The sequence below is a fragment of the Kitasatospora sp. NPDC004723 genome, from assembly GCF_040609255.1.
GTDB lineage: Bacteria > Actinomycetota > Actinomycetes > Streptomycetales > Streptomycetaceae > Kitasatospora.
In genome coordinates, this window is the sequence record NZ_JBEXJT010000006.1 from 171,448 (window position 1) to 192,237 (window position 20,790).

A 20,790-nucleotide genomic window follows, 5' to 3' on the forward strand; every position below is an offset into this window, starting at 1 on the left:
CGGCCAGGGGCGCGTCCGTGATCGGACGCGCCCCTGGCCTTTGTTCGCCGTTCGCCCTCTTGAGCCGACCGATCGTTCGGTTACTCTGTGACGTGTCCCGTCCTCCCCTCTGAGGAGCGCACACCATGTCCGCAGCGGTCACCCACCCCCACGTCGCCGAGCTCGTCGAACGCCACCGGGCCACCCTGGAGGCCGCCGTCGACGCCGCCGCCAAGCGCGACTACTGGTCGCCCTACCCCGAGTTCCCCAAGGCCTACGGCGAGAGCGCCGCCGCGGACGGCAGGGCCGCCTTCGAGTCGCGGCTGAACCGGCCGTTCGAGCTGCCCGGCCACCCCGTCGACGGCGACCTGGTCGGCGGCGAGGCCTCCCCGTACGGCCTGGAGCTGGGCATCGGCTACCCGCACGCCGGTCCGGACGCCCTGATCGCCGCGCTGACCGCCGCCCGCCCGGCCTGGGCCGCCGCCGGTCCGCTCGCCCGCGCCGCCGTCTGCCTGGAGATCCTGGCCCGGATCAACGCCCGCTCGCACGAGTTCGCCAACGCCGTCATGCACACCACCGGCCAGGCCTACGCGATGGCCTTCCAGGCCGGCGGCCCGCACGCCCAGGACCGCGGCCTGGAGGCCGTCGCCTACGCGTACACCGAGCAGACCCGGCTGCCGGAGAGCGCCGGCTGGACCAAGCCGCAGGGCAAGCGCGACCCGCTGGTGATGACCAAGGAGTTCACCGTCGTCCCGCGCGGCCTGGCGCTGCTGATCGGCTGCAACACCTTCCCCACCTGGAACGGCTACCCCGGCCTGTTCGCCTCGCTGGCCACCGGCAACCCGGTGCTGGTCAAGCCGCACCCGCGCGCCGTCCTCCCGCTGGCGCTCACCGTCGAGGTCGCCCGCGAGGTGCTCGCCGAGGCCGGCTTCGACCCGAACGCGGTCTGCCTGGCCGTCGAGCACGAGGGCGGCACCGTGGCCGCCACCCTGGCCGTGCGCCCGGAGATCAAGCTGATCGACTACACCGGCTCCACCGCCTTCGGCGACTGGCTGGAGGAGAACGCCCGGCAGGCCGAGGTGTACACCGAGAAGGCCGGCGTCAACACCGTGGTCGTCGACTCCACCGACGACTACAAGGGCATGCTGAACAACCTGGCCTTCTCGCTCTCGCTGTACAGCGGCCAGATGTGCACCACCCCGCAGAACCTGCTGATCCCGCGCGGCGGCATCGACACCGACCAGGGCGCCAGGTCCTACGACGAGGTGGTCCGCGACCTCGCCGCCGCCATCGAGGGCCTGCTCTCCGACGACGCCCGCGCCACCGCCGTCCTCGGCGCCGTGGTCAACCCCGGCGTGCTGCAGCGCTCGGCCGCCGCGGCCGGCGGCGAGTACGGCGAACTCGCCCTCGCCCCGCGGGCGGTGGAGCACCCGGAGTTCCCCGGCGCGACGGTCCGCACCCCCGCGCTGGTCAAGCTGGACGCCGACAAGCCGGACGACCGCGCCGTCTACCGCGGCGAGTGCTTCGGCCCGGTCTCGTTCGCCGTCGCGGTCGAGAGCACCGCCGCCGCGGTCGAGTTGCTGCGCGACACCGTCCGCAGCCGGGGCGCGATGACCGCCTCCGGCTACACCACCTCGCCCGAGGTCGAGGCCGCCCTGGTGGAGGCCGCGCTCGACTCCGGCGTCTCGCTCTCGCTCAACCTCACCGGCGGGGTGTACGCCAACCAGACCGCCGCCTTCTCCGACCTGCACGGCACCGGCGCCAACCCGGCCGCCAACTCGGCCTACTGCGACGGCGCCTTCGTCGCCAACCGGTTCCGCACCGTGGAGATCCGCCGCCACAGCTGAGAGGCGTCACCCGCTCGCCTCCGGTCCCCGGCCACTCGCCGGGGACCGGAGATTCACAACGTCACGCCCGGGAAGCGATGATGGAGGCGGGGAAACGCCACACCGGCGTCCATCCGCTGTTCGAGCACCGGGAGCTGACACATGACCGAGAAGCAGACCGTCACCGACGTCATCGTGGTCGGCGCCGGACCGACCGGCCTGCTGCTGGCCGGCGACCTCGCCGCCGCCGGGGTGGGCGTCACCGTCCTGGAGAAGCGCACCTCCGAGTCCGACCTCACCCGGGCCTTCGCCGTGCACGCCCGCAGCCTGGAGCTCCTGGACGCCCGCGGCCTCGCCGACGAGCTCATCGCCACCGGCCGCCCGCTCGGCCACCTGCGGCTCTTCAACAAGCTCCGGGTCGAGCTCACCGACCTCCCCACCCGCTTCCCCTTCGTCCTGATCACCCCGCAGTACCGCACCGAACAGCTGCTGCTCGACCGGGCGGTGAAGGCCGGCGCCACGATCGTGCGCGGCGCCGAGGTGACCGGCCTGCAGCAGGACGCCGACGGCGTCACCGTCGAGACCGTCGAGAACGGCGCCGCCACCACCCGCCGGGCCCGCTACGCGGTCGGCGCCGACGGCGTGCACTCCACCGTCCGCGAGCTGCTCGGGCTGCCCTTCCCCGGCGAGTCGGTGGTCGACTCCGTGCTGCTGGCGGACGTCCGGCTGGAGCGCGAGCCCGACGAGGCGGTCAGCGTCGGCGCCAACGAGCACGGCTTCTCCTTCCTGGTGCCGTTCGGCGACGGCTGGTACCGGATCATCGCCTGGGACCGCGCCGAGCGGTTCACCGACGGCACCACGCCCCCGCTCGACGTGCTCGCCGACATCGCCCGCGACACCCTCGGCGAGGACTACGGCCTGCACGACGTCCGCTGGAGCTCCACCTTCCACAGCGACGAGCGGCAGGTGCCCAACTACCGTTCCGGACGGGTCCTGCTGGCCGGCGACGCGGCCCACTGCCACTCCCCGGCCGGCGGTCTGGGCATGAACACCGGACTGCAGGACGCCGCCAACCTCTCCTGGAAGCTCGCCGCCGCCGTCCGCGGCCGGGCCACCGACGCGCTGCTCGACACCTACCAGACCGAGCGCCACCCGGTCGGCCGGACGGTGCTGCGCACCTCCGGCGCGCTGATCCGGCTCGCGCTCGCCCAGTCGGCCGCCACCCGGGCGCTGCGCGGCGCGCTCGCCTCGATCGCCGAGCACGTCGACCTGGTCGTGGACCGCGGCGCCCGCACCATCTCCGGCATCGGCATCGCCTACCCGGCGCCCAAGGACGCCCACCCGCTGGTCGGCAAGCGCGTCCCGGACCTGCGGCTGACCGCCCTGGAGCAGCCCCGCGAGGGCGGTCCGGCCGCCCCCCAGCGGCTCTACGAGGCGCTGCGGGCCGGGGAGTTCGTCCTGGTCAGCAATGACGAGGTGACGGCCGCCGACCCGTGGGCGGACCGCCTGGTCACCGCCGCCCCGGCCGATCCGCACGGCAAGCTGCGCGACACCGTGCTGCTGATCCGCCCGGACGGCTACGCCGCCTGGGCCGCCGTCGACCCGGGCGCCGGCGAGCTGCGCGCCGCGCTCACCGAGTGGCTCGGCGAGGCCTGACCCGCCGGCCCGACCCCCACCCCGCCCGGCCCCGGGGCTCCACGGCCCCGGGCTTCCGGCCCAGGGCTTCACAACCCCGGGGTCAGGCCTTCGCCTTCTCGTAGTGCCGGGCCGCCTTCGCCCGGTTGCCGCACACCGCCATCCGGCACCAGCGGCGGCGGCCGTTCTGCGAGGTGTCGAAGAAGTGCAGGAGGCACGCCTCGTCCGCGCACTTCCTGATCCGCCCCGGCCCCTGGGCCAGCAGCCCCAGGAAGTCGTCCACCACCAGCCAGGCGGCCAGCCGGTGCGGCTCGTCCACCTCGACCCGGTCCACCGGCCCGGCCGCCGAGGCCTCCCGCCGCACCCGCCCGTGCCGCAGCACCGCGTCCAGCCCGGCCAGCTCGCCGGCCCCGGGCAGCCGGCCGGCGTCCAGCTCGCGGACCGCCGCCGCCAGCGCCTCCCGGGCCTCCAGCAGGGCGGCCAGCCCGGCCGGGTCCGCCGCGCACCGCCCCGCCAGGCCGGCCGAGGAGAGCCAGATCGCGTGGCCCTCGGGCGCGGCGAAGAGGTCGTTGACCGGCACACCGGCCCACCGGGTGTTCAGCAGGTCGAGCGCGAGCGGCTCGCCGAGCAGCGGGCGCGGGTCCCGCGGGTCTGCCGTCCGCTCCGTCATCGTCGCTCCCTCGCTCCCTCGCTCTCGAACGGTCCCCGAGTCTACGTCCGGCCCCGCCCGGGCGGTTCCTGGCCGGAACAGGACAGTGGACCGGCCGGATCGCGCCGCCCGCCCCGGGAAAGGGCGGTGTGTTTCCGTACTGTTTCAAGATCGCTCACTCGGCGGCCCACCCCCCGTGACCACTGTCATACGCACGACTGATGACGTAGCCTCTCGACCGTGCATAGGGTTCCCCACAGCTCGGCGAGGCCATTGACGGCGCGTTCCGGCGCCGCACCGGGTCTGCCGAACCCGCTCGGTGGGGAAGGTAACCACATGGCCTCACAGCACCCCCAGGACGCACGACTCAGACTGGTCGGGCCGCGCCAGGACGCGCCCGCGCCCACCCCCCGGCCACCCGCTCCGCCACTGTCTCCCGCCCCGACGCCCGGGCGCCCGAGCCCCACCGGGGGCTTCGCCGACACCCTGCACGTGGCGATCGAGGCCAGCGGCCTCAGCCTGGACCGGATCCGCGCGGCGCTCGCCCAACGGGGCGTCAGAGTCAGTGTCACGACACTGAGTTACTGGCGGCGCGGACGCAGCCAGCCCGAGCGGGCCAGTTCGCTGCGCGCCGTGCACCTGCTGGAGGAGCTGCTCGGTCTGCCGCACTCCACGCTGTCCGCGCTGCTCGGCCCGCCGCGCCCGCGCGGCCGCTGGGCGGCCAACGCCAGCACCAGCCATCTGCGGCTGGAGGACGTCTGGCCGGGCGAGCAGGAGCTCTCCGAGGTCTTCGCCGAACTGGACGCGCCGCCGGCCGGCGAGCTGGAGCGGCTCTCGGTCCACGACTCGTACTACGTCGACGCCGACCGCCGCGGCAACCTGATGCGGATCCGCCTGGTGGTGCGCGCCACGGTGGCCGGGGTGACCCGCTGCCTGGTGGTCCACAAGGCCGACGAGGAGGCGACCGGCTGTCCGGAGCTCACCGACGTGCGGCACGGCCGGCTCGGCCGGGTGCGCCGCCGCCCGGAGTCCGGACTGATCATCGGCGAGGTGATGCTGGACCGCCCGCTGGGCCTCGGTGACAGCACCGTCTTCGAGTACGAGGTGGAGATCCCGTCCGGCGGCGCCGAGACGACCGAGTACAGCCGCCGCTTCGCCACGCCGGTGCGCGAGTACGTGCTCCAGGTGCACTTCGACCCGGCGACCGTGCCGGTGCACTGCGAGCGCTACGACCGCGACCCGGGGGCGGACGTCGACCGCCGCCGCGAGCAGCTCTGGATCGGCGCCTCGGCCAGCGCCCATGTGCTCGCCCCCGACCAGCAGCCGGGCCACATCGGCGTCCGCTGGGAGTGGGAGTAGCCGCACCGCGGCCCGGCGCCCGCGCGCCCGCTCCCTCGCACGGCCCTTCGGCATCCTTGTCATGGCATAGCCATGCCCGGAAAATCTAACCATTGAAGATGCCAGTACTGGTTGACCCCTTCTCGACCTAACCACTACCGTCAATCACAACGGTTACATGTGGCGCCCAGAGGCGTCCTGACCAGGGGAGTGATCAGGCATGTCCGGCACCAGCAGCAGCACCCTGCAGACCGGCCACGTGGGGCTGAACGTCACCGATCTGACCCGCTCGACCGCGTTCTACCGGCGCGTCCTCGGCCTGGAGCTGGTCGACGAGGGCACCGACCCGGAGCGCCGCTTCGCCTTCCTCGGCCGCGACGGCCGCCCGGTGCTGACGCTCTGGCAGCAGAGCGAGGGCTCCTTCCCCACCGGCGCGCCCGGCCTGCACCACCTCTCCTTCCAGGTCGACTCGCTCGACGAGGTCCGCGCCGCCGAAGCCCTGCTGCATGAGCTGGGCGCCTCCTTCACCTACGACGGCGTCGTCCCGCACCGCGAGGGCGCCGCCTCCGGCGGGATCTTCTTCACCGACCCGGACGGCATCCGGCTGGAGATCCACACCCCGGCCGGGGTCGACACCACCGGCAACCCGGCCCCCACCGAGTCCGCCCCGACCTGCGGTTTCTTCTAACCGCCCCCGAGGGAGGCAGCCGCGATGAGCACCGCCGGCCCGGCCCACCGACCCGGGCCGTACCACCCCGGCGAACGGACCGTGCAGCACCGGGCCGGCCGGACGGACCGCGCCGACCACTCCGGCCGCGCCGTCGGCAGCACCATCCCGGCCGTGGCCGCCCGCTTCCTCACCGAGCGGCGGGTGCTGGTGGCCGGCGCGGCCGACGCCGACGGCCGGCTCTGGGCCACCCAGCTCAGCGGCCCGGCCGGCTTCCTGCGGGCCGCCGATGAGCGGACCGTGACGGTGGCCGCCCGCCCGGCCGGGGAGGACCCGCTGGCGGCCGCCCTGGCCGGCCCCGCCGAGGTCGGCACCATCGCCCTGGACCCGGCCGGCCGGCGCCGGATGCGGGTCAACGGCCGCTCCGCACCGGACGGCCGGGGCGGCCTGGTGATCAGCGCCGACCAGGTCTACGCCAACTGCCCGAAGTACATCCAGCGCCGCCACCCGGCGGACCGTCCGGAGGCCGGCGCCCCGCGCCGGGTGGCGGCCGGCTCCGCGCTGAGCACCGTCCAGCAGCTGTGGCTGAGCACCGCCGACACCTTCTTCGTCGCCACCGCCGGGCCGGACGGCGCGATGGACGCCTCGCACCGCGGCGGCGCCCCGGGCTTCCTGCGGGTGCTCGGACCGGACCGGCTGCGCTGGCCCGACTACGCGGGCAACAGCATGTTCATGACGCTGGGAAACCTGGAGCTCGACCCCCGGGCCGGACTGCTCGTCCCGGACTGGGAGACCGGCGGCGCGCTGCTGATCACCGGCGAGGCCAGGACCGACTGGTCCGGACCGGCCGCCGCCGGCCTGCCGGGCGCCGAGCGGGTGGTCGACCTGACCGTCACCGGTGTCGTCGAACTGGCCGACGCCACCCCGCTGGCCTGGACCGAGCCCGAGTACTCGCCCGCCAACCCGCCGGCTGTCCGACGCCCCGTCTGCTGACCTCCCGACATTTCCCTGCCGGGAGCGCCCTCTACCTCCCCCTCCGACACGGTGCCACCGACCGGGCGCCGAACGGCCGTCACCCGTTCGGCGTAATCCGCCATGGCGCTCGGCGGTCCGCTTTGGGACTTTGGTCCCGATAACAAGCAGTGTGTCCCTGGGAAGGACCGTGCTGTCACGCCGTCAGCGGCGCGACCCGCACCGTCCCCCACCAGGAGAAACAAGAGGCGGAGTATGACCCGAACAGACCAGTCGGCCCCCCTGCTGGAATTCGACGAGATAGAGCCGGACGACGACTGCATATGCGGGGGCTGCTGCGCCCGCCGCCGGGCCAGGCTGCGTTCCGCGCCGGTGCACGAGGGCGGACACGCGGCGGCCCGCAGCGTCCGCCGTCGGGCGGCCGTGCTGATGGCCGCCGTCGGCACCGCCCTGGGCGGCGGCGCGGCCGGCGCGGCCACCGCCGTCGCGGCCCCGGCACCGACCCCGAGCCCGGGCGGCCCGGCCGCCCCGCGCGGCGAGACCCCGCAGGGCGAGGTCAGCGGCCTCTACGGCGAGTCCCCCACCGCCCGCTCCTTCGCCGCCCCGCGCGCCACCGCGGCGCCGGTCACCCGGGCCCAGATCATCGAACGGGCCCAGCGCTGGGTCGACCAGAAGGTCCCGTACAGCATGAGCCGCTACTGGTCGGACGGCTACCGCCAGGACTGCTCCGGCTTCGTCTCGATGGCCTGGGGGCTGGGCAGCAGCCAGACCACCTGGACCCTGCCGGACTTCGCCGACCGGATCACCAAGGCCGACCTGCAGCCCGGCGACATCCTGGTCTACAACAACCCGGCCAGCCCGCAGTCCGGTTCGCACGTGACGATCTTCGGCGGCTGGACCGACTCCTCCCGCACCCGTTACATCGCGTACGAGCAGACCTCCCCGAGCACCCTCAAGCGCTCCACCCCGTACGCGTACTGGAACAACTCCGCCTCCTACGTCCCGTACCGCTACAAGGGGCTCTCCACCTCCAACGGCGGCAGCAGCGGCGGCGGCTCCGCGTCGACGGCCTTCCCGGGCGCCGGCGCGTTCGGCCCCGGCGCCAACAACGCCGACGTCACCAGGCTCGGCCAGATGCTGGTGCAGCGCGGCGGCGGCCGGTTCTACAGCGAGGGCCCCGGCCCGCGCTGGGGCGAGGCGGACCGGCGGGCCACCGAGGCCTTCCAGCTCGCCCAGGGCTGGCGCGGCAGCGAGGCGGACGGCATCCCGGGCAAGGCCACCTGGGACTACCTGGTCAACGGCAAGGGCCGCAACATCGACGGCGGCACCGGAGGCACCCCGCAGCCGCCCCCGCCGGTGAACCCCGGCACCGGGGTGCCGGCCTTCCCGGGCGCCGACAAGTTCGGCCCCGGCGCCAACAACGACTTCGTGCGGCAGCTCGGCGAGCAGCTGGTCCGCAAGGGCTACGGCGCCTCCTACACCCAGGGCCCGGGCCCGCGCTGGACGGAGTCCGACCGCCGCAACGTCCAGGCCTTCCAGGAGGCACAGGGCTGGCGCGGCGCCGAGGCCGACGGCTACCCCGGTCCGGACACCTGGAGGCGACTGTTCTCCTGACGCCGAGTCATCCGGCTCCGCCCGGCCGCCGGTTCACGCCGGCGCGCCGGGCGGGCGCCCGGACATCCAGTGGAACAGCCCCATCGCCACACTGGTCGCCAGGTTGAAGCTGGAGACGCCGGGCCGCATCGGCACCGCGACCAGTTCGTCGGCCCGGGCCTTCAGCTCCGGCGTCACCCCGTGCCGCTCGGTGCCGAAGGCGAGCACCGCGTCGTCTGGGAAGGCCGTCGCCCGGATGTCCGCGCCCTCCGGGTCCAGCACGTAGAGCGGGCCCGCCGGCAGCTCCGGCAGGGTCAGCCGCTCGACGGCGGTGGCGAAGTGCAGGCCCGCGCTGCCGCGGAGCACCGCCGGGTGCCAGGGGTCCAGTTCGCCGGTGGTGACCACACCCGCGGCGCCGAAGCCGGCCGCGAGCCGGATCACCGCGCCGACGTTGCCCAGGTTGCGCGGGTTCTCCAGCAGCACGACGGGGGCCGGGCGGGGCCGGACGGCCAGCGCGGCGCGGTTGGCCTCGGCGGTGGGCCGCACCGCCAGCGCGATCACCCCGGTCGGGTGCAGCCGGGGCGCGAGGGAACGCAGCGCGTCCGCCGGCAGTTCGGCGGCCAGCGCGTCCAGCGCGGGGGCCACGTCCGGGGCGAGTTCGGCGGCGAGCGCCAGCAGCGCCGCCCGGTCGGCGGTCAGCACCTGCCGGACGGCGCCGCCGAACCGCAGCGCGTGCTTCAGCGGGTGGAACCCGTCCAGCAGCACCGTTCCCGGCTCCTCGGCCCCGGCCCGCCAGGCCCGCAGCAGTTCCTCGTTCATCCGGCTCACTCTGCCACTCCGGTGGGGGACGGCTCGCCCGGCCGTCCGGCGGCCGCGATCAGCTGCTCGAACGACAGCGGCTCCGCACCGCCGGCCCCGTCCCCGGCGCCCGGCCGCAGACCGGCCAGCGCGAGGTCCAGGTGCCGGTGGACGAGCGTGCCGTCGGCGTCCAGCGCGGCCAGGCCGCCCGGCAGCGGCCGGGAGACCCGTACGCAGAGCAGCACCAGGTCGCCCATGCCGACGTCCGCCCGCAGCTGCCCGGCGTCCTGGGCGGCGCGCAGCAGGGCCTCGACCTCGGCGACCGCGCGGGAGCGGACGGCGACCAGGTCCGCGTCGACGACCAGCCGTTCCAGCAGCACCACGATCGCCGCGCCCATCCGCAGGTCGGCGGCGGCGTGCGCGAAGCGGCGCAGCGCCCGGAAGGGGTCGGGCTCGGCGGCCCGGGCCTGTCCGGCGGCCTCGGCGAGCCGGGCCAGCAGGTCGGTGACCAACGCCCTGACCAGGGCCGTCCGGTCGGGGAAGCGCCGGTAGAGGGTGCCCGGCCCGACGCCGGCCCGGCGGACCACCGCGTCCAGCGGGGCGTCCGGGCCGCGTTCCAGGAAGACCTCGCAGGCGGCGTCCAGGATCCTGCGCCGACTGCGTTCCGCGTCCGCCCTCATCACCCAACCCCTTAACCGGAGAACTTTCCTCCTCCTATGCTAGCGTCGGCAAAGACGGAGAAAATCTCTCCGTTTAAGTCGGGCACCCTCCGAGGAGCAACGCCATGACGACCACCACCCCCCTGCACATCCGCACCCACATCGACGGCGTCCGGCACGAGCGCACCGCCGTGCTCGGCTGGGAGTTGGAACGCGGCCGGGCCGCCCTGCGCCTGCTGAAGCAGCGCCTCGGCGACGACCGCGTCCGCGACCTGCTCGCCCCCGACACCGCCGCCGCCGACGCCGCCATGGCCGACTGGCTGCGCGCCTCCGACGGCGAGTGGCGCGCCGCCGTCACCGAGCTGACCGCCACCGGCATCGACGCCACGACCTTCCTCACCTGGTGGCAGGGCCGGCTGCGGGCCCCCGACCGGGCCGCCCTGCTCGCCGCCAACCCCGAGCACTACCTGGCCGACTCCACCGGCGGCACGGTCGAGATCGTCGAGACGGTCGGCAGCGGTCCGCTCCGCTTCTTCCTGCGCTTCCACCCGACCCCCGCCACCCCGCGCTACCCGGTCCGGATCGGCGGCACCGGCCACCTGGCGGACGGCTCCGAGGTGCTGCGGGTGATGCACGAGTTCGCCGACACCCCCGAGGGCCTGCGGATCCGGCTCACCGTCGAGTTCCCGGCCGCCGCCCCGGCCGAGCTGTCCACCGGTCACCAGTGGCACTTCGCCTGCGAGTTCGCCAACTGGCTGGAGGCCGCGGCAGCCGGCGCCTAGCGCCCGGTGGGCTCCGGCTCGCGCCGCCCGGCGGCAGCCGCCGTGCCGCCGCCGCGCAGCGCCCGTTCGAGGTCCCTCAGCGCCTGGAGCAGCAGCCGGGTGCCGGAGCGCACCACGTCCCGCTGCACCCCGGCCGGTTCCTCGGCGAGCCGGCGCTCCAGCCGCTCCTGGGCCTCCCGGACGGCGCCGAACTCCACCGGCTGACCGGTCAGCAGCGCACCGGCCGCCAGCGCCGTGGCCAGTCGCAGCTCCTCGGCGAACTCGGCCGCACCCGGCACCGGCTCGGCGTCCGCCCCGGGCAGGTGGGCCTCCAGCAGGACGGCGACCCGCCCGAGGTGGCCGACCGCCGCGCGCGCCCGGTCCAGCTGGCGGCGGCTCACCCCGGGCAGCCCGGAGGCGTGCCGGCCGGGCTCCGCGTCGGCCCGCTGCATCGCCTGGAGCAGCTCCGAGCGCGCCTCCCGGGAGTCCAGCAGCGCCGAGCGGACCTCCCGTCCGCGCGGCGCCGCCGGCCGCTCGTAGACGGCGACCACCTCGGCCGCGTACCGCCCGGCGGCGGCCAGCCACTCGGCCAGCCGCTCGCCGAGCCGGGCGGTCTGCCAGGTCGGGAAGAGCGCGTAGACGAGCAGCGCCACCGAGCCGCCGAGCAGCGTGAGACCGACCCGCTCCACCGCCGTGGTCAGCGGGTTCCCCTCCTGGAGGCCGAGCAGGAAGACCACGTAGGAGGAGATGCAGACGGTGATCACCGCGTAGCCGGTGCGGAAGGTCAGATAGGCGCCGCCGATCGAGACCACCGCCAGCGCGGCCAGCACCCACTCCCCGGGCCGGGCCAGCTGCACCACCAGGGTGGAGACGGCCACGCCGACGACCGTCCCGGCCAGCCGGGCCACGCCGCGGCTGTAGGTCTGCGCGAAGTCCGGCCGCATCACCATCGCGGCCGTCATCGGCGCCCAGTAGCCGTGGTGGAAGCCGACCAGCCGGGCCAGCAGATAGGCGACGGTGACCACACCGGACAGCCGTACGGCGTGCTGGAAGACCGCCGAGCGCGGATGGAACTGCCGCCGCACCGCGCGCAGCGCCGTCGGCAGCATCTTGACCAGCGGCGGCTTGCGCAGCGCCCCGCCGGGCTGCAGGACGGGGGTGTCGATGGTGTCCTCGGAGCTGCGGTCCAGCGCGTCGGCGGCCTTGCGGAGCAGTCCGGCCAGCCGGCGCGCGGCCCGGCGGGCGGCACCGCGCAGCTCCGGTCCCTCGGTCCGGGCGACCAGCGTGAGCGCGGGCGCCGAACGCGGCAGCCGGACCGGCTCGCCGGTGCGGATCGCCCGGGCCAGCACGTCCATCGCCTCGGCGGAGGCGGCCAGCACCTCCCGGGCCCGGTCGCGCTCCGGGCCCTCCTCGGGGGCACCGACCTTGGGGTCGGCGATCGCCGCCAGGGTGGGCCGGATCCGCTCGGCGAGGCCGCGCAGGCCGCGCAGTTCGGCCGGCCGGTGCCGGTCCTGCCAGGGCGTCAGCGCGGCGGCATGCCGGGCCTCCATGAAGGGCTCGGGGTCGATGTGCGCGGTCGGGTCCTGGCGCAGCCGGCGCGCGTAGTCGGCGAGCTCGGCGTAGGTGTCGGCGAGCGCCTCGCGCTGGGCGGTCCAACTGCCGATCGGCCAGACGGTGATGACCAGGGCCTGGACGGCGCCGCCGAGCGAGCAGACCAGCCCGTGACCGAGCGCGGTGAGCGGGCTGACCGGCAGTTGGACGACGATCAGCATCACCGAGAGCGTGTTGGCGGCGACCACCCCGGCGGTCGGCCCGATCGCCCAGGCGAGCCCGGCGCCGAAGGCCCAGACCGCCAGCAGCGCCGGGAACAGCCCGGTCACCCCGGCCGCCAGGTATCCGAGGCAGGTGCTGACGCCGAGTCCGACCCCGGCGGCGACGGCCAGCGTGGCCCGGGGCCGGAAGCTGCGCTGGAAGGTCGCCGTCCCGGCGATGAACGCGCCCATCGCGGCCGAGGTGGCGAGCCGGGCGTCGCCGAGCGCGAGGGTCGGGAAGAGCACCAGGGCGACGGCGACCGCCCCGCGCAGCGCCCGCTTGGGGTCGGTGAGCGTCCGGTCGATGGTCAGTCCGGTCCGCGCGGTGTCTCGAAGCGCTGCGAACCAGGACATAGCGGTCAGCTTAGTGGGGCCCTCCACGGCCGGATCCGCGCGACCCGCTCCCCGGCCCACAGCAGCGCCGCCGTGGGCAGGAACACCGCGTCCGCCGCGATCATCGCCAGCGAGAACACCGGCAGCCCGAGCAGCACCGCGATCCCCAGGTGCTCGGCCATCATCACCACCAGCAGCACGTTCTTGATCCGCCGGTTCACCAGCGTGAACGGGAAGGCCACCTGGAGCAGCACCGTCCCGTAGGTGATCAGGAACACCGGCAGCAGCATCCCGCCGACCAGCGCGGACAGCCCCGGCCAGGGCGTGAAGTAGTCCAGGTGCAGCGGGTAGTGGAGCGCGGTGCCGTCCTGCCAGCGCGAGCCCTGCACCTTGTACCAGCCGGCCGTGGCGTAGATCAGCACCACCTCGACGGCGATCACCAGCATCGCGCAGTTGTGCACCATGGTCGCCAGCGCGTCCAGCACCGCCCGGGTCTCGCCCCGCGGCGCCAGCCGGTCCACCAGCCACCAGAGCCCGGCCACCGCCCAGAGCAGCCAGAACAGCGCCCCCCAGCCGACGTACGGGAACGCCGGGACCGTCCAGTCCAGGCTCGACCCCGCGAAACCGCCCAGCTGACAGACCAGCAGCAGCGCCCCGAGCAGCGCCCAGAGCTGAACCCCGAGCGCCCCGCCCCGTCCGGACCGGGCCCGCCGGGCGTCCAGCGACCACACCTCGGCGCACCGGGTGAAGACCAGGTAGACCGCCATCAGATGGACGATGTTGTCGCCGCCGTCGCCGAGGAAGACGTTGCGGTTCTGCACCGACAGCACGGTGACCAGGAACAGCACGGTGGCCGCCCGGGTGCGCCAGCCGAGCAGCACCGCCAGCGCCGACAGCACCGCCAGGTGGTAGACCAGCTCGAACCAGAGCCGCCCGTCGAACCAGGGCAGCACGGTCAGCGCCCCGTTGTCGGCCAGCAGCTGCCGGGCCAGGTCCGCCGACCAGGGCGAGGTGTCGCCGTACAGCAGCCTCCGGTTGGGCCACTCGCGCAGCAGGTACGCCAGCCAGACCAGCCCGAAGCCGATCCGCACCGTCGCCGCCTGGTGGCGCCCGAGCACCCGGCCGGCGAAGACCGCGAACACCTGCGCGGCCGACCCGGCGAACCCGGCCGGCCCGGTCAGCCAGGCCGGCCCGACCGGACCCGGCCGCCGCGGACCCCCCGCGGCGCCCTCGGTACCCTCCGCGGCCACCGGTCCGGACTGACGCGGGATCCCCTCGCGCAGCCGCTCCGGCGCCCCGGCCGGTGTCGTACCGCTCACCGCAGCCCCCGCAGGTCCTCGTCCGCCACCGGCCACCAGGGCAGCTCACGCACCTTCGGCGCGGGCGGCGCCGCCTCCCCGCTCCACTCCGGCGGCGCGACGGTGGCGGTGGTCACCCGCAGCTCGACCGCCACCACCGGCCGCCCGTCCACGCTGCTCCCGATCCGCTGCACCACGATCCGCTTCAGGTACTGCTCGGCGAGCCGCCCGCGCTCCGTGGTCGGCGACTCGTCCTGGGCGCTGTGCGAGCCGTCGTAGAAGTCCCAGGCCCGGCGCAGCAGGTTCTGGTCGGCGTGGCTGGGCGCCGGATTGCCCCGGATCGCCGCGATGTCCTGCGCGGTCAGCCCCACCCACCCGTGCACCACGGCCTCCCCGTCCGGCGTCGCCGTGCGCACCCGGGCGTCCACCGCGACGTTCTGCTGCAGCGGGTTGGGCGCGAACAGCTTCCAGTTCTGCTCGAACTCCGGGTAGATCAGGCCGTCCAGCTGCTCCCGGTACTCCCGGGAGAGCGGATTGGCGGGCGCCACGTGCAGGAAGACGGCACCGAGGAACAGCCCGGTGGCCGTCACCAGCAGCACGGCCGCCGCGCCCAGGACGACCCGGGCGGGCGTCGACCAGGCCCGGCCGACGGGCGGCGCCTGGGTGCTCCCGGCGTTCTCGGCCTTCTCGGTGCTCTTGGTGCTCTCGGTGCGTTCGGCGTCCTCGACGTGCTCGGCGTCCTCGACGTGCTCGACGTGATCGGCGTCCTCGGCACTCTCGGCCATGAACTCCCCCGGGACGGGTGGGGCCGGCACCGCGCCGGCCCGGTCGCGCGCCCATCCTGCCCTACTCGCGCCGCCCTGCGGAGCCCCCGGACCCGGTCGGTCCGCTCCGACGGCGCCGCCGCAGCACCACCGCCACGACGGTCAGCCCGACCGCCGCACCGGCCGCGCCCACCGTGATCGCGGCCACCGGGTGGCCGGTCGCCGCCAGCACCTGGCCGGCCACCGCGAGCAGCAGCCCCGGCACCACCGACCACGGGTACCGCAGCGCCCGCGGCACCTCCCGGGCCCCCTCGGGCCGCCCCTCCGGCTCGCTCCGCACAGTCCCCCCGCTCTCCCCGCTACAGGACGAAGGCGTCCTGCCCGTTGCCGCTCACCATCGGGCGGCCCGCGCCGTCCCAGGCGTACATCCCGCCGTCCACGTTGACCGCGTCCCGGCCGTTCTGCACCAGGTACTGGACGACCTGCGCGGAACGCCCGCCGACCCGGCAGAGCACGTACAGCTTCTCGTCCGGCAGCTCACCGATCCGCGCGACCACCTCGCCGATCGGGATGTGCAGCGCGCCGTCGACGTGCCCGGCGTCCCACTCGTCCTGCTCCCGGACGTCCAGCAGGGCGGCGTCGGCGGGCACGGCGGCGGCGTCGATGGTGGGGATCTGCGCGAACATCGTCTGGTTCTCCTGGGCGTCGGGATCGGCCCCGCCATTGTCCCCCACCGGGCCCATCAGCCGCTCCAGCTCGGCCTGCTGGGCGGCGGCCTTGGCCAGCAGCTGCTCGGCCAGCTCGGTCAGCAGCCCGTCCGGGTCCTGCGGGGCGAGCGCCAGCAGCTCACCCATCGCGCTGCGCTCCAGCCGGACCTGCTCGGTGGCGAGCTCGCCGATCCGGCCGGTCAGCCACTCCAGCCGGCGGCGCAGCCAGCCGAGCCGGTCGGGGGAGTCGACGGCGGGAGCCGCCTCGGGCGCGGTGGACCACTCGGCGGCCAGCGCCTCCAGCGCGCCGGTGTCGCCGTAGGCGTAGGCCTCGTTGACCCGGGCCAGGAACGCCGCCCGGCGCTGCTGCTCCTCCGGGTCGGTGGACAGGTCCGGGTGGGCGCGGCGGACCAGCTCGCGGTAGATCCGCTGGGCCTCCCGGCCGGGCCGCACCCGGGCGGGCGCGGCGGGCGGCGGCGGGGCCTGCTCCGGCCCGTCCGACTCCGACCGGCCCTGCTCCCGGACGCTGTCGAACAGCGCGTCCAGGTCCGGCAGGTCCTCGACCCGCTGCCGCGCCTCGCGGGCCCGCAGCAGGTCCTGCGGATCCCCGGTGCGGGCCGCCACCGCCTCGGCGAGCAGCGCGTCCAGCTCGTCCAGCCGGGCGTACAGCGGTCCGAGCAACTGGTGGTGGATCAGCGCGAAGTTGTCGATCTCGACGCGCAGCGTCCGGACGTCGACGTCCATCGTGAGCCAGGCGAGTTCGGCGGCCTCGACCCGCTCCTCGAGCTCCTGCTGCTCCGGATCGGTCCAGCGGACCGGGATCTGCGCGGTCACCTCTCGCCTCCTCCTGCGTGCCGTCCTGCGACCCTACCGCCCGCCCGCGCGCCGCCGCCGCGAGGCGGAAGGGGAGTGCGGACCGGCGCACGACATGTGACACGCAACTGATACCGAGGAATCTCCCCGTTTTGGTACCGGCTCCCGGCCCGTCCGTGCTTCGCTGGTATCCGCACAGCATGCCTTCCTCCGGAGAAACGGCCGTCTCCAGGCGTGGCGGCCAGGCGGGAGCAGACCGAATCCATGGTGGACGACCCCAACTCCACACCGCGTCCGGCGGGCACCGACCCGGTGCCCGGCACCGCACCGGGCGACCAGCCGTCAAGGGTGGTCGCCCTGGTCCGGCTCGCCCTCGTGCTGGTCGACCGCGGCGGGCGGGTCGCCCAGTGGAGTCGGGCCGCCGAGGAACTCTTCGGACACCGCGCGGAAACCGTCCGCGACCGCCCGGCCGCCGGACTGCTGCCCGCCGCCGAGCCGCGCAGCGTCCCCGGCCCGGCCGCGCTCCCGGCCGCCGGCCGCCGCCGGGACACCTTCGCCACCCTCGCCGAACTGACCGCGGCCGGCGCCGCCTGGGCGGGACAGCTGCCCGTGGTCGACCGCGAGGAGCACCTGCGGGACGTGCTCTGGTGGGCCTACCCGGTGGACGGCCCGGCCGGCGGACTGCTGGCCCTCGCCGCCGACGCCCGCCCACTGCGCTCCGCCGGCCCGAGGCTGGCCGTCGGCGAGCGGCTGCTGCCGTTCGCCGCCGCCCCCGGCGCGCTGGGCGGCTTCCACCGGCTCTCCGCCGCGCTGACCACCACCGGCCGGCCCGTCCCGGAACCGCTCGCCGCCCTGCTGCCCGGCTCCGCCGAACGCCGCGGACCGCTGCTCGACGCCCTGACCCGGGCCGGGCTGCCCGCCCTCCGGCTGGACCCGGCCACCGTGCTGCCACTGCACCCGGCCGACCCGGCGGCCGGCACCGCGCACGCCGCGGCCGGGATCGGCCGCCGCTACCCGACCGCGCAGCAGCGCACCGCCCGGCTCGGCCCGCCGCCGCAGCCCGAGCAGTCCGCGCCCGGCCGCCGCCCGGCCGGACCGCTGCCCGCCCAGCGCGAGTCCGCCGCCCCACAGGCCGGCGCCCAAGCCGCCGACCGGACCGGCACTCCGGCCGTGGCCGGCCCGACCGTCACCGGCCTCGGCACACAGGCCGCCGGCCCGGTCGTCCCGGCCCCGCCGCGAGGAGGCACCACCATCGAGCAGACCACCGTCGGACCACCCGCCAACGGGCACCGGCTCCACCCCGGCGAGCCGGCCACCCCGCCGCCCGCCGTCCCCGTCACCGTGCCACCGCCCGCCCCCGCGCCGACCGCCGGCCGGCTCGGCCCGTTCCTCACCAACGGCCACGCCGGCGAGCAGCTGGCCCTGCTCAACGAGGTCGGCGGCAAGGTCGGCACCACCCTCGACCTCGGCTTCACCGCCCTCGAACTGTGCCGGGTGCTCGTCCCCCGGGTCGCCGACTTCGCCTGCGTCGACCTCGTCGACGGCCTGATCTCCGACTCCGAGCTGCCGGAGGCCCGCCCGGACGACGACACGATGCTCCGCCGGGTGGCCCTCGCCCGCAACGAGTCCACCGGCCAGTGGGACCACGTGCTCGCCGAGGGCTCGCTGGTCGCCATGCCCCGCCGCACCCCGCCCGGCATGGCCCTCCAGCTCAACCAGCCGGTGCTGGTCCCGGTGGTCACCCGGGACGTCGCCGTCGACTACGCCGCCGCGCTCGGCGGACCGGAACTCGTCCCGGTGGTCTCCGGCCGCTCGATGCTGGTGGTGCCGCTCTCCGCCCGCGGCACCGTGCTCGGCATCCTCAAGCTGCTCCGGCTCCCCGACCGCGGCCCCTTCGACGAGTGCGACGCCGCCACCCTCAAGGAGCTGGCCGCCCGGGCCGCGCTCTCGCTCGACAACGCCCGGCTGCACCGGGCCGAGGCGCGGGTCGCCACCACCCTCCAGCGGTCGATGATCCCGACCCGCCCGCCGCAGATCCCCGGCGTCCAGATCGCCCACCGCTACCTGCCCGGCGACTCCCGGGCCGAGGTCGGCGGCGACTGGTTCGACGCCATCCAGCTGCCCGGCAGCCGGGTTGCCCTGGTGGTCGGCGACGTCATGGGCCACGGCCTGCACTCGGCCGCCGCGATGGGCCGCTTCCGCACCGCCATGCAGACCCTCGCCGCCCTCGACCTGCCGCCCGGCCAGTTGCTGCGCCACCTGGACAACCTGGCCCACAAGCTCGGCGACGACCACCTCGCCACCTGCCTGTACGCGGTCTACGACCCGATCAACCGGACCTGCGAGCTGGCCAGCGCCGGCCACGTCCCGCCGGTCCTGGTCCACCCGGACGGCACCGGCGAGCTGCTGGAGATCCCGGCCGGCGCCCCGATCGGCGTGGGCGGGGTCCCGTTCGTCGCCAAGACCATCGACGTCTCGGACGGCTCGATGCTGGTGCTCTGCACCGACGGCCTGGTCGAGGTGCGGGGCGGCGACATAGGAGCCGGGCTGGCCGCGCTCTGCGGCAACCTGATCGACCCCACGCAGAGCCCCGAAGAGGCCTGCGACGTGGTCCTGGACCGGCTGCACTCGGACGACCGCAAGGACGATGTCGCGCTGCTGGTGGCCCGCTTCGACGGGGTCCCGCCGAGCGAGGTCGCCACCTGGGACCTCACCGTCGACCAGCGCGAGGTCGGCCGGGCCCGGGCCCTGGTCCGCGAGCAGCTCGCCGCGTGGCACCTGGAGTCGGTCAGCGACACCGTCGTGCTGCTGGTCAGCGAGCTGGTCACGAACGCCGTCCGGGTCGCCCGCGACCGGGTCCAGCTCCAGCTGATCCGGGTCGACAAGCTGCTGGTCGAGGTGAGCGACGACAACCACAACCTGCCGTCGCTGGAGCCCGCCGAGCAACTCGGCGAGACCGGCCGCGGCCTCACCCTGGTCACCAAGCTCGCCGACAGCTGGGGCACGGCCCGCAAGGCGGTCGGCAAGGTCGTCTGGTTCGAACTGCCCCTTTAGCTGGAGCCCACTCGCCTCCGGGCCGCTGGGTGCCGGCGCCGACGGTCGGCGCTCCAACGCCCCTCCTTCGTCGCGGCGTCCTCGCTTCTCCCTTTCGGCACCGGCGGCGGCCCTTCGGCTCGTGGGCTGCGTGCCGGGGTGCGCAGGGCGGCGGCTCGGGTGGGCGTGCTCGTGGACTGCGTGCTCGGGTGGGCGTGCTCAGGCGCCGGCGGGGGCGCGGCGGCGGGTCTCGGCGGCCGCCTCCAGCGAGGCGGTGGCGGTCGCCACCACGTCGGCCGCCCCGACACCGGCCAGCACCCGCGGCCAGAAGTCCCCGAAGACCTCCACCGACACCGCGATCAGCAGCGCCGCGATCACCGCGACCACGTGCTCCATGCCCGCCAGGTTCGGCAGCACCACCGCCTCGCCGACCATCAGCGTCACCACCAGACCGGCGGTGAACCAGGCCCGGCAGCGGAACGCGATGCAGATCGCCAGCGCGACCACCGCGGCCGACGGCCCGGTGTCCCGCACGTAGGCGACCCACTTCGGGAACCCGAAGAGGTGGTCCGGCCCGATCGCCACGCCGACCCGGGCGAACAGCGTCCCGGCCAGCGTGCAGGTGTAGGCCACCACCAGGGTCAGTCGGCGGCCGAGCACGATCTCGGCGATCCCGAAGACCACGAAGACCTGCGCCAGCGCCCCCCACACCGGCAGGTCCAGGGCCGGCACGTACAGCGACAGCGGCGTCCGCAGCAGCGAGACGTCCAGCGGCAGCGCCGCCTTCACCACCCCGATCCTGGTGACGAAGTGCTCCCCGCCCGGCAGGTGCTGGACGATGCTGAACAGCAGGATCAGGCAGGTCGCCACGGTGGCCAGCGGGACGGCCGCGAACTTCTTGCGGACCACCTGCTCCCGGACCGTGCCGAACAGCGTTCCCCACTCGGCGACAGCGGCCTCTCCGGCAATAGCCAGCGGCCCCTTTCGCACGCCCCCCGCGTGGGTCCTCCGCATCACAACCGGTTCTCCAAATCCCCGTTGGCGCGAGCGCCTTCCCGACTACTCCCACATTAGAAGCCGCTAAACGAATCCACATCGGCATTTGTGCCGATCCCCGTCATCCTCAGGGGGGAGGAGCCACCCCGAAATCCCCC

The 20,790-nt window shown here is 75.3% G+C and carries 17 protein-coding genes; 8 read left to right on the forward strand and 9 right to left on the reverse strand.

All coding sequences use genetic code 11. The features are described 5' to 3' along the window. Positions 1 to 125 precede the first annotated feature (125 nt). Together paaN and ABZW10_RS10310 are read left to right on the forward strand one after the other, a co-directional pair. The gene (gene paaN / locus ABZW10_RS10305; RefSeq protein WP_355362424.1) at positions 126 to 1,826 is read left to right on the forward strand and encodes a phenylacetic acid degradation protein PaaN; all 1,701 of its coding nucleotides are present in this window, start codon (positions 126 to 128) and stop codon (positions 1,824 to 1,826) included. A 141-nt stretch (positions 1,827 to 1,967) separates the two neighbouring features. Continuing rightward, positions 1,968 to 3,461, forward strand: coding sequence for an FAD-dependent monooxygenase (locus ABZW10_RS10310; RefSeq protein WP_355362426.1), 1,494 nt, complete (start codon positions 1,968 to 1,970; stop codon positions 3,459 to 3,461). Between the two features lie 82 nt (positions 3,462 to 3,543). Here the strand turns inward: ABZW10_RS10310 and ABZW10_RS10315 are convergent, their stop codons facing one another. Next, positions 3,544 to 4,110 (reverse strand): CGNR zinc finger domain-containing protein, encoded by a 567-nt coding sequence (locus tag ABZW10_RS10315; protein WP_355362428.1) that lies wholly within the window; start codon positions 4,108 to 4,110, stop codon positions 3,544 to 3,546. Positions 4,111 to 4,425: 315 nt separating this feature from the next. Between ABZW10_RS10315 and ABZW10_RS10320 the strand changes: the two genes are divergently transcribed. From ABZW10_RS10320 to ABZW10_RS10335, 4 genes are all read left to right on the forward strand, one after another. Then, on the forward strand, positions 4,426 to 5,448 hold the full coding sequence (locus ABZW10_RS10320) for a hypothetical protein (protein WP_355362430.1): 1,023 nt from the start codon (positions 4,426 to 4,428) through the stop codon (positions 5,446 to 5,448). Between the two features lie 199 nt (positions 5,449 to 5,647). Next, on the forward strand, positions 5,648 to 6,115 hold the full coding sequence (locus ABZW10_RS10325; RefSeq protein ID WP_355362432.1) for a VOC family protein: 468 nt from the start codon (positions 5,648 to 5,650) through the stop codon (positions 6,113 to 6,115). 24 nt (positions 6,116 to 6,139) lie between these two features. Next, complete coding sequence (locus tag ABZW10_RS10330) at positions 6,140 to 7,087, forward strand: pyridoxamine 5'-phosphate oxidase family protein (RefSeq protein WP_355362434.1); 948 nt, start codon at positions 6,140 to 6,142, stop codon at positions 7,085 to 7,087. A 234-nt stretch (positions 7,088 to 7,321) separates the two neighbouring features. Next, positions 7,322 to 8,680, forward strand: coding sequence for a peptidoglycan-binding protein (locus ABZW10_RS10335; protein WP_355362436.1), 1,359 nt, complete (start codon positions 7,322 to 7,324; stop codon positions 8,678 to 8,680). Positions 8,681 to 8,713: 33 nt separating this feature from the next. On the opposite strand, the gene ABZW10_RS10340 is transcribed toward ABZW10_RS10335, so the two are convergent. Then, positions 8,714 to 9,478 (reverse strand): TrmH family RNA methyltransferase, encoded by a 765-nt coding sequence (locus ABZW10_RS10340; RefSeq protein ID WP_355362438.1) that lies wholly within the window; start codon positions 9,476 to 9,478, stop codon positions 8,714 to 8,716. A gap of 5 nt (positions 9,479 to 9,483) precedes the next feature. Then, complete coding sequence (locus ABZW10_RS10345) at positions 9,484 to 10,137, reverse strand: helix-turn-helix domain-containing protein (protein ID WP_355362440.1); 654 nt, start codon at positions 10,135 to 10,137, stop codon at positions 9,484 to 9,486. Positions 10,138 to 10,241: 104 nt separating this feature from the next. Between ABZW10_RS10345 and ABZW10_RS10350 the strand changes: the two genes are divergently transcribed. After that, positions 10,242 to 10,898 (forward strand): hypothetical protein, encoded by a 657-nt coding sequence (locus tag ABZW10_RS10350; protein WP_355362442.1) that lies wholly within the window; start codon positions 10,242 to 10,244, stop codon positions 10,896 to 10,898. Here ABZW10_RS10350 and ABZW10_RS10355 read toward each other — a convergent pair. From ABZW10_RS10355 to ABZW10_RS10375, 5 genes are all read right to left on the reverse strand, one after another. Then, positions 10,895 to 13,042: an FUSC family protein gene (locus ABZW10_RS10355; protein ID WP_355362444.1), complete on the reverse strand. Its 2,148-nt coding sequence runs from the start codon at positions 13,040 to 13,042 to the stop codon at positions 10,895 to 10,897. The two genes, ABZW10_RS10350 and ABZW10_RS10355, sit on opposite strands and share 4 nt — an antisense overlap. 5 nt (positions 13,043 to 13,047) lie before the next feature. Further along, positions 13,048 to 14,163 carry an HTTM domain-containing protein gene (locus ABZW10_RS10360; RefSeq protein WP_355362647.1) on the reverse strand — a complete coding sequence of 372 codons (1,116 nt, stop codon included), beginning with the start codon at positions 14,161 to 14,163 and terminating at the stop codon, positions 13,048 to 13,050. Positions 14,164 to 14,336: 173 nt separating this feature from the next. Then, positions 14,337 to 15,104: a DUF5819 family protein gene (locus ABZW10_RS10365; RefSeq protein WP_355362446.1), complete on the reverse strand. Its 768-nt coding sequence runs from the start codon at positions 15,102 to 15,104 to the stop codon at positions 14,337 to 14,339. A gap of 61 nt (positions 15,105 to 15,165) precedes the next feature. Further along, positions 15,166 to 15,423, reverse strand: a complete 258-nt coding sequence (locus ABZW10_RS10370) for a hypothetical protein (protein WP_355362448.1) — start codon at positions 15,421 to 15,423, stop codon at positions 15,166 to 15,168. 19 nt (positions 15,424 to 15,442) lie between these two features. Continuing rightward, on the reverse strand, positions 15,443 to 16,624 hold the full coding sequence (locus tag ABZW10_RS10375; RefSeq protein ID WP_355362450.1) for a rhodanese-like domain-containing protein: 1,182 nt from the start codon (positions 16,622 to 16,624) through the stop codon (positions 15,443 to 15,445). Positions 16,625 to 16,867: 243 nt separating this feature from the next. Here ABZW10_RS10375 and ABZW10_RS10380 point away from each other — a divergent pair, with 243 nt between their 5' ends. Next, a complete protein-coding gene (locus ABZW10_RS10380; RefSeq protein WP_355362452.1) occupies positions 16,868 to 19,657 on the forward strand; it encodes a SpoIIE family protein phosphatase in 2,790 nt (929 codons plus the stop codon). A 198-nt stretch (positions 19,658 to 19,855) separates the two neighbouring features. Here the strand turns inward: ABZW10_RS10380 and ABZW10_RS10385 are convergent, their stop codons facing one another. Continuing rightward, positions 19,856 to 20,626: a hypothetical protein gene (locus ABZW10_RS10385; RefSeq protein WP_355362454.1), complete on the reverse strand. Its 771-nt coding sequence runs from the start codon at positions 20,624 to 20,626 to the stop codon at positions 19,856 to 19,858. Positions 20,627 to 20,790 lie beyond the last annotated feature (164 nt).

Excerpts from the sequence above, each read along its gene's own strand:
- ABZW10_RS10355 (WP_355362444.1), bottom strand. The coding sequence starts at position 13,042 with ATGTCCTGGTTCGCAGCGCTTCGAGACACCGCGCGGACCGGACTGACC.
- ABZW10_RS10345 (WP_355362440.1), bottom strand. The coding sequence starts at position 10,137 with ATGAGGGCGGACGCGGAACGCAGTCGGCGCAGGATCCTGGACGCCGCC.
- ABZW10_RS10320 (WP_355362430.1), top strand. The coding sequence starts at position 4,426 with ATGGCCTCACAGCACCCCCAGGACGCACGACTCAGACTGGTCGGGCCG.
- ABZW10_RS10330 (WP_355362434.1), top strand. The coding sequence starts at position 6,140 with ATGAGCACCGCCGGCCCGGCCCACCGACCCGGGCCGTACCACCCCGGC.
- ABZW10_RS10340 (WP_355362438.1), bottom strand. The coding sequence starts at position 9,478 with ATGAACGAGGAACTGCTGCGGGCCTGGCGGGCCGGGGCCGAGGAGCCG.
- ABZW10_RS10325 (WP_355362432.1), top strand. The coding sequence starts at position 5,648 with ATGTCCGGCACCAGCAGCAGCACCCTGCAGACCGGCCACGTGGGGCTG.
- ABZW10_RS10380 (WP_355362452.1), top strand. The coding sequence starts at position 16,868 with ATGGTGGACGACCCCAACTCCACACCGCGTCCGGCGGGCACCGACCCG.
- ABZW10_RS10310 (WP_355362426.1), top strand. The coding sequence starts at position 1,968 with ATGACCGAGAAGCAGACCGTCACCGACGTCATCGTGGTCGGCGCCGGA.
- paaN (WP_355362424.1), top strand. The coding sequence starts at position 126 with ATGTCCGCAGCGGTCACCCACCCCCACGTCGCCGAGCTCGTCGAACGC.
- ABZW10_RS10350 (WP_355362442.1), top strand. The coding sequence starts at position 10,242 with ATGACGACCACCACCCCCCTGCACATCCGCACCCACATCGACGGCGTC.
- ABZW10_RS10365 (WP_355362446.1), bottom strand. The coding sequence starts at position 15,104 with ATGGCCGAGAGTGCCGAGGACGCCGATCACGTCGAGCACGTCGAGGAC.
- ABZW10_RS10315 (WP_355362428.1), bottom strand. The coding sequence starts at position 4,110 with ATGACGGAGCGGACGGCAGACCCGCGGGACCCGCGCCCGCTGCTCGGC.
- ABZW10_RS10335 (WP_355362436.1), top strand. The coding sequence starts at position 7,322 with ATGACCCGAACAGACCAGTCGGCCCCCCTGCTGGAATTCGACGAGATA.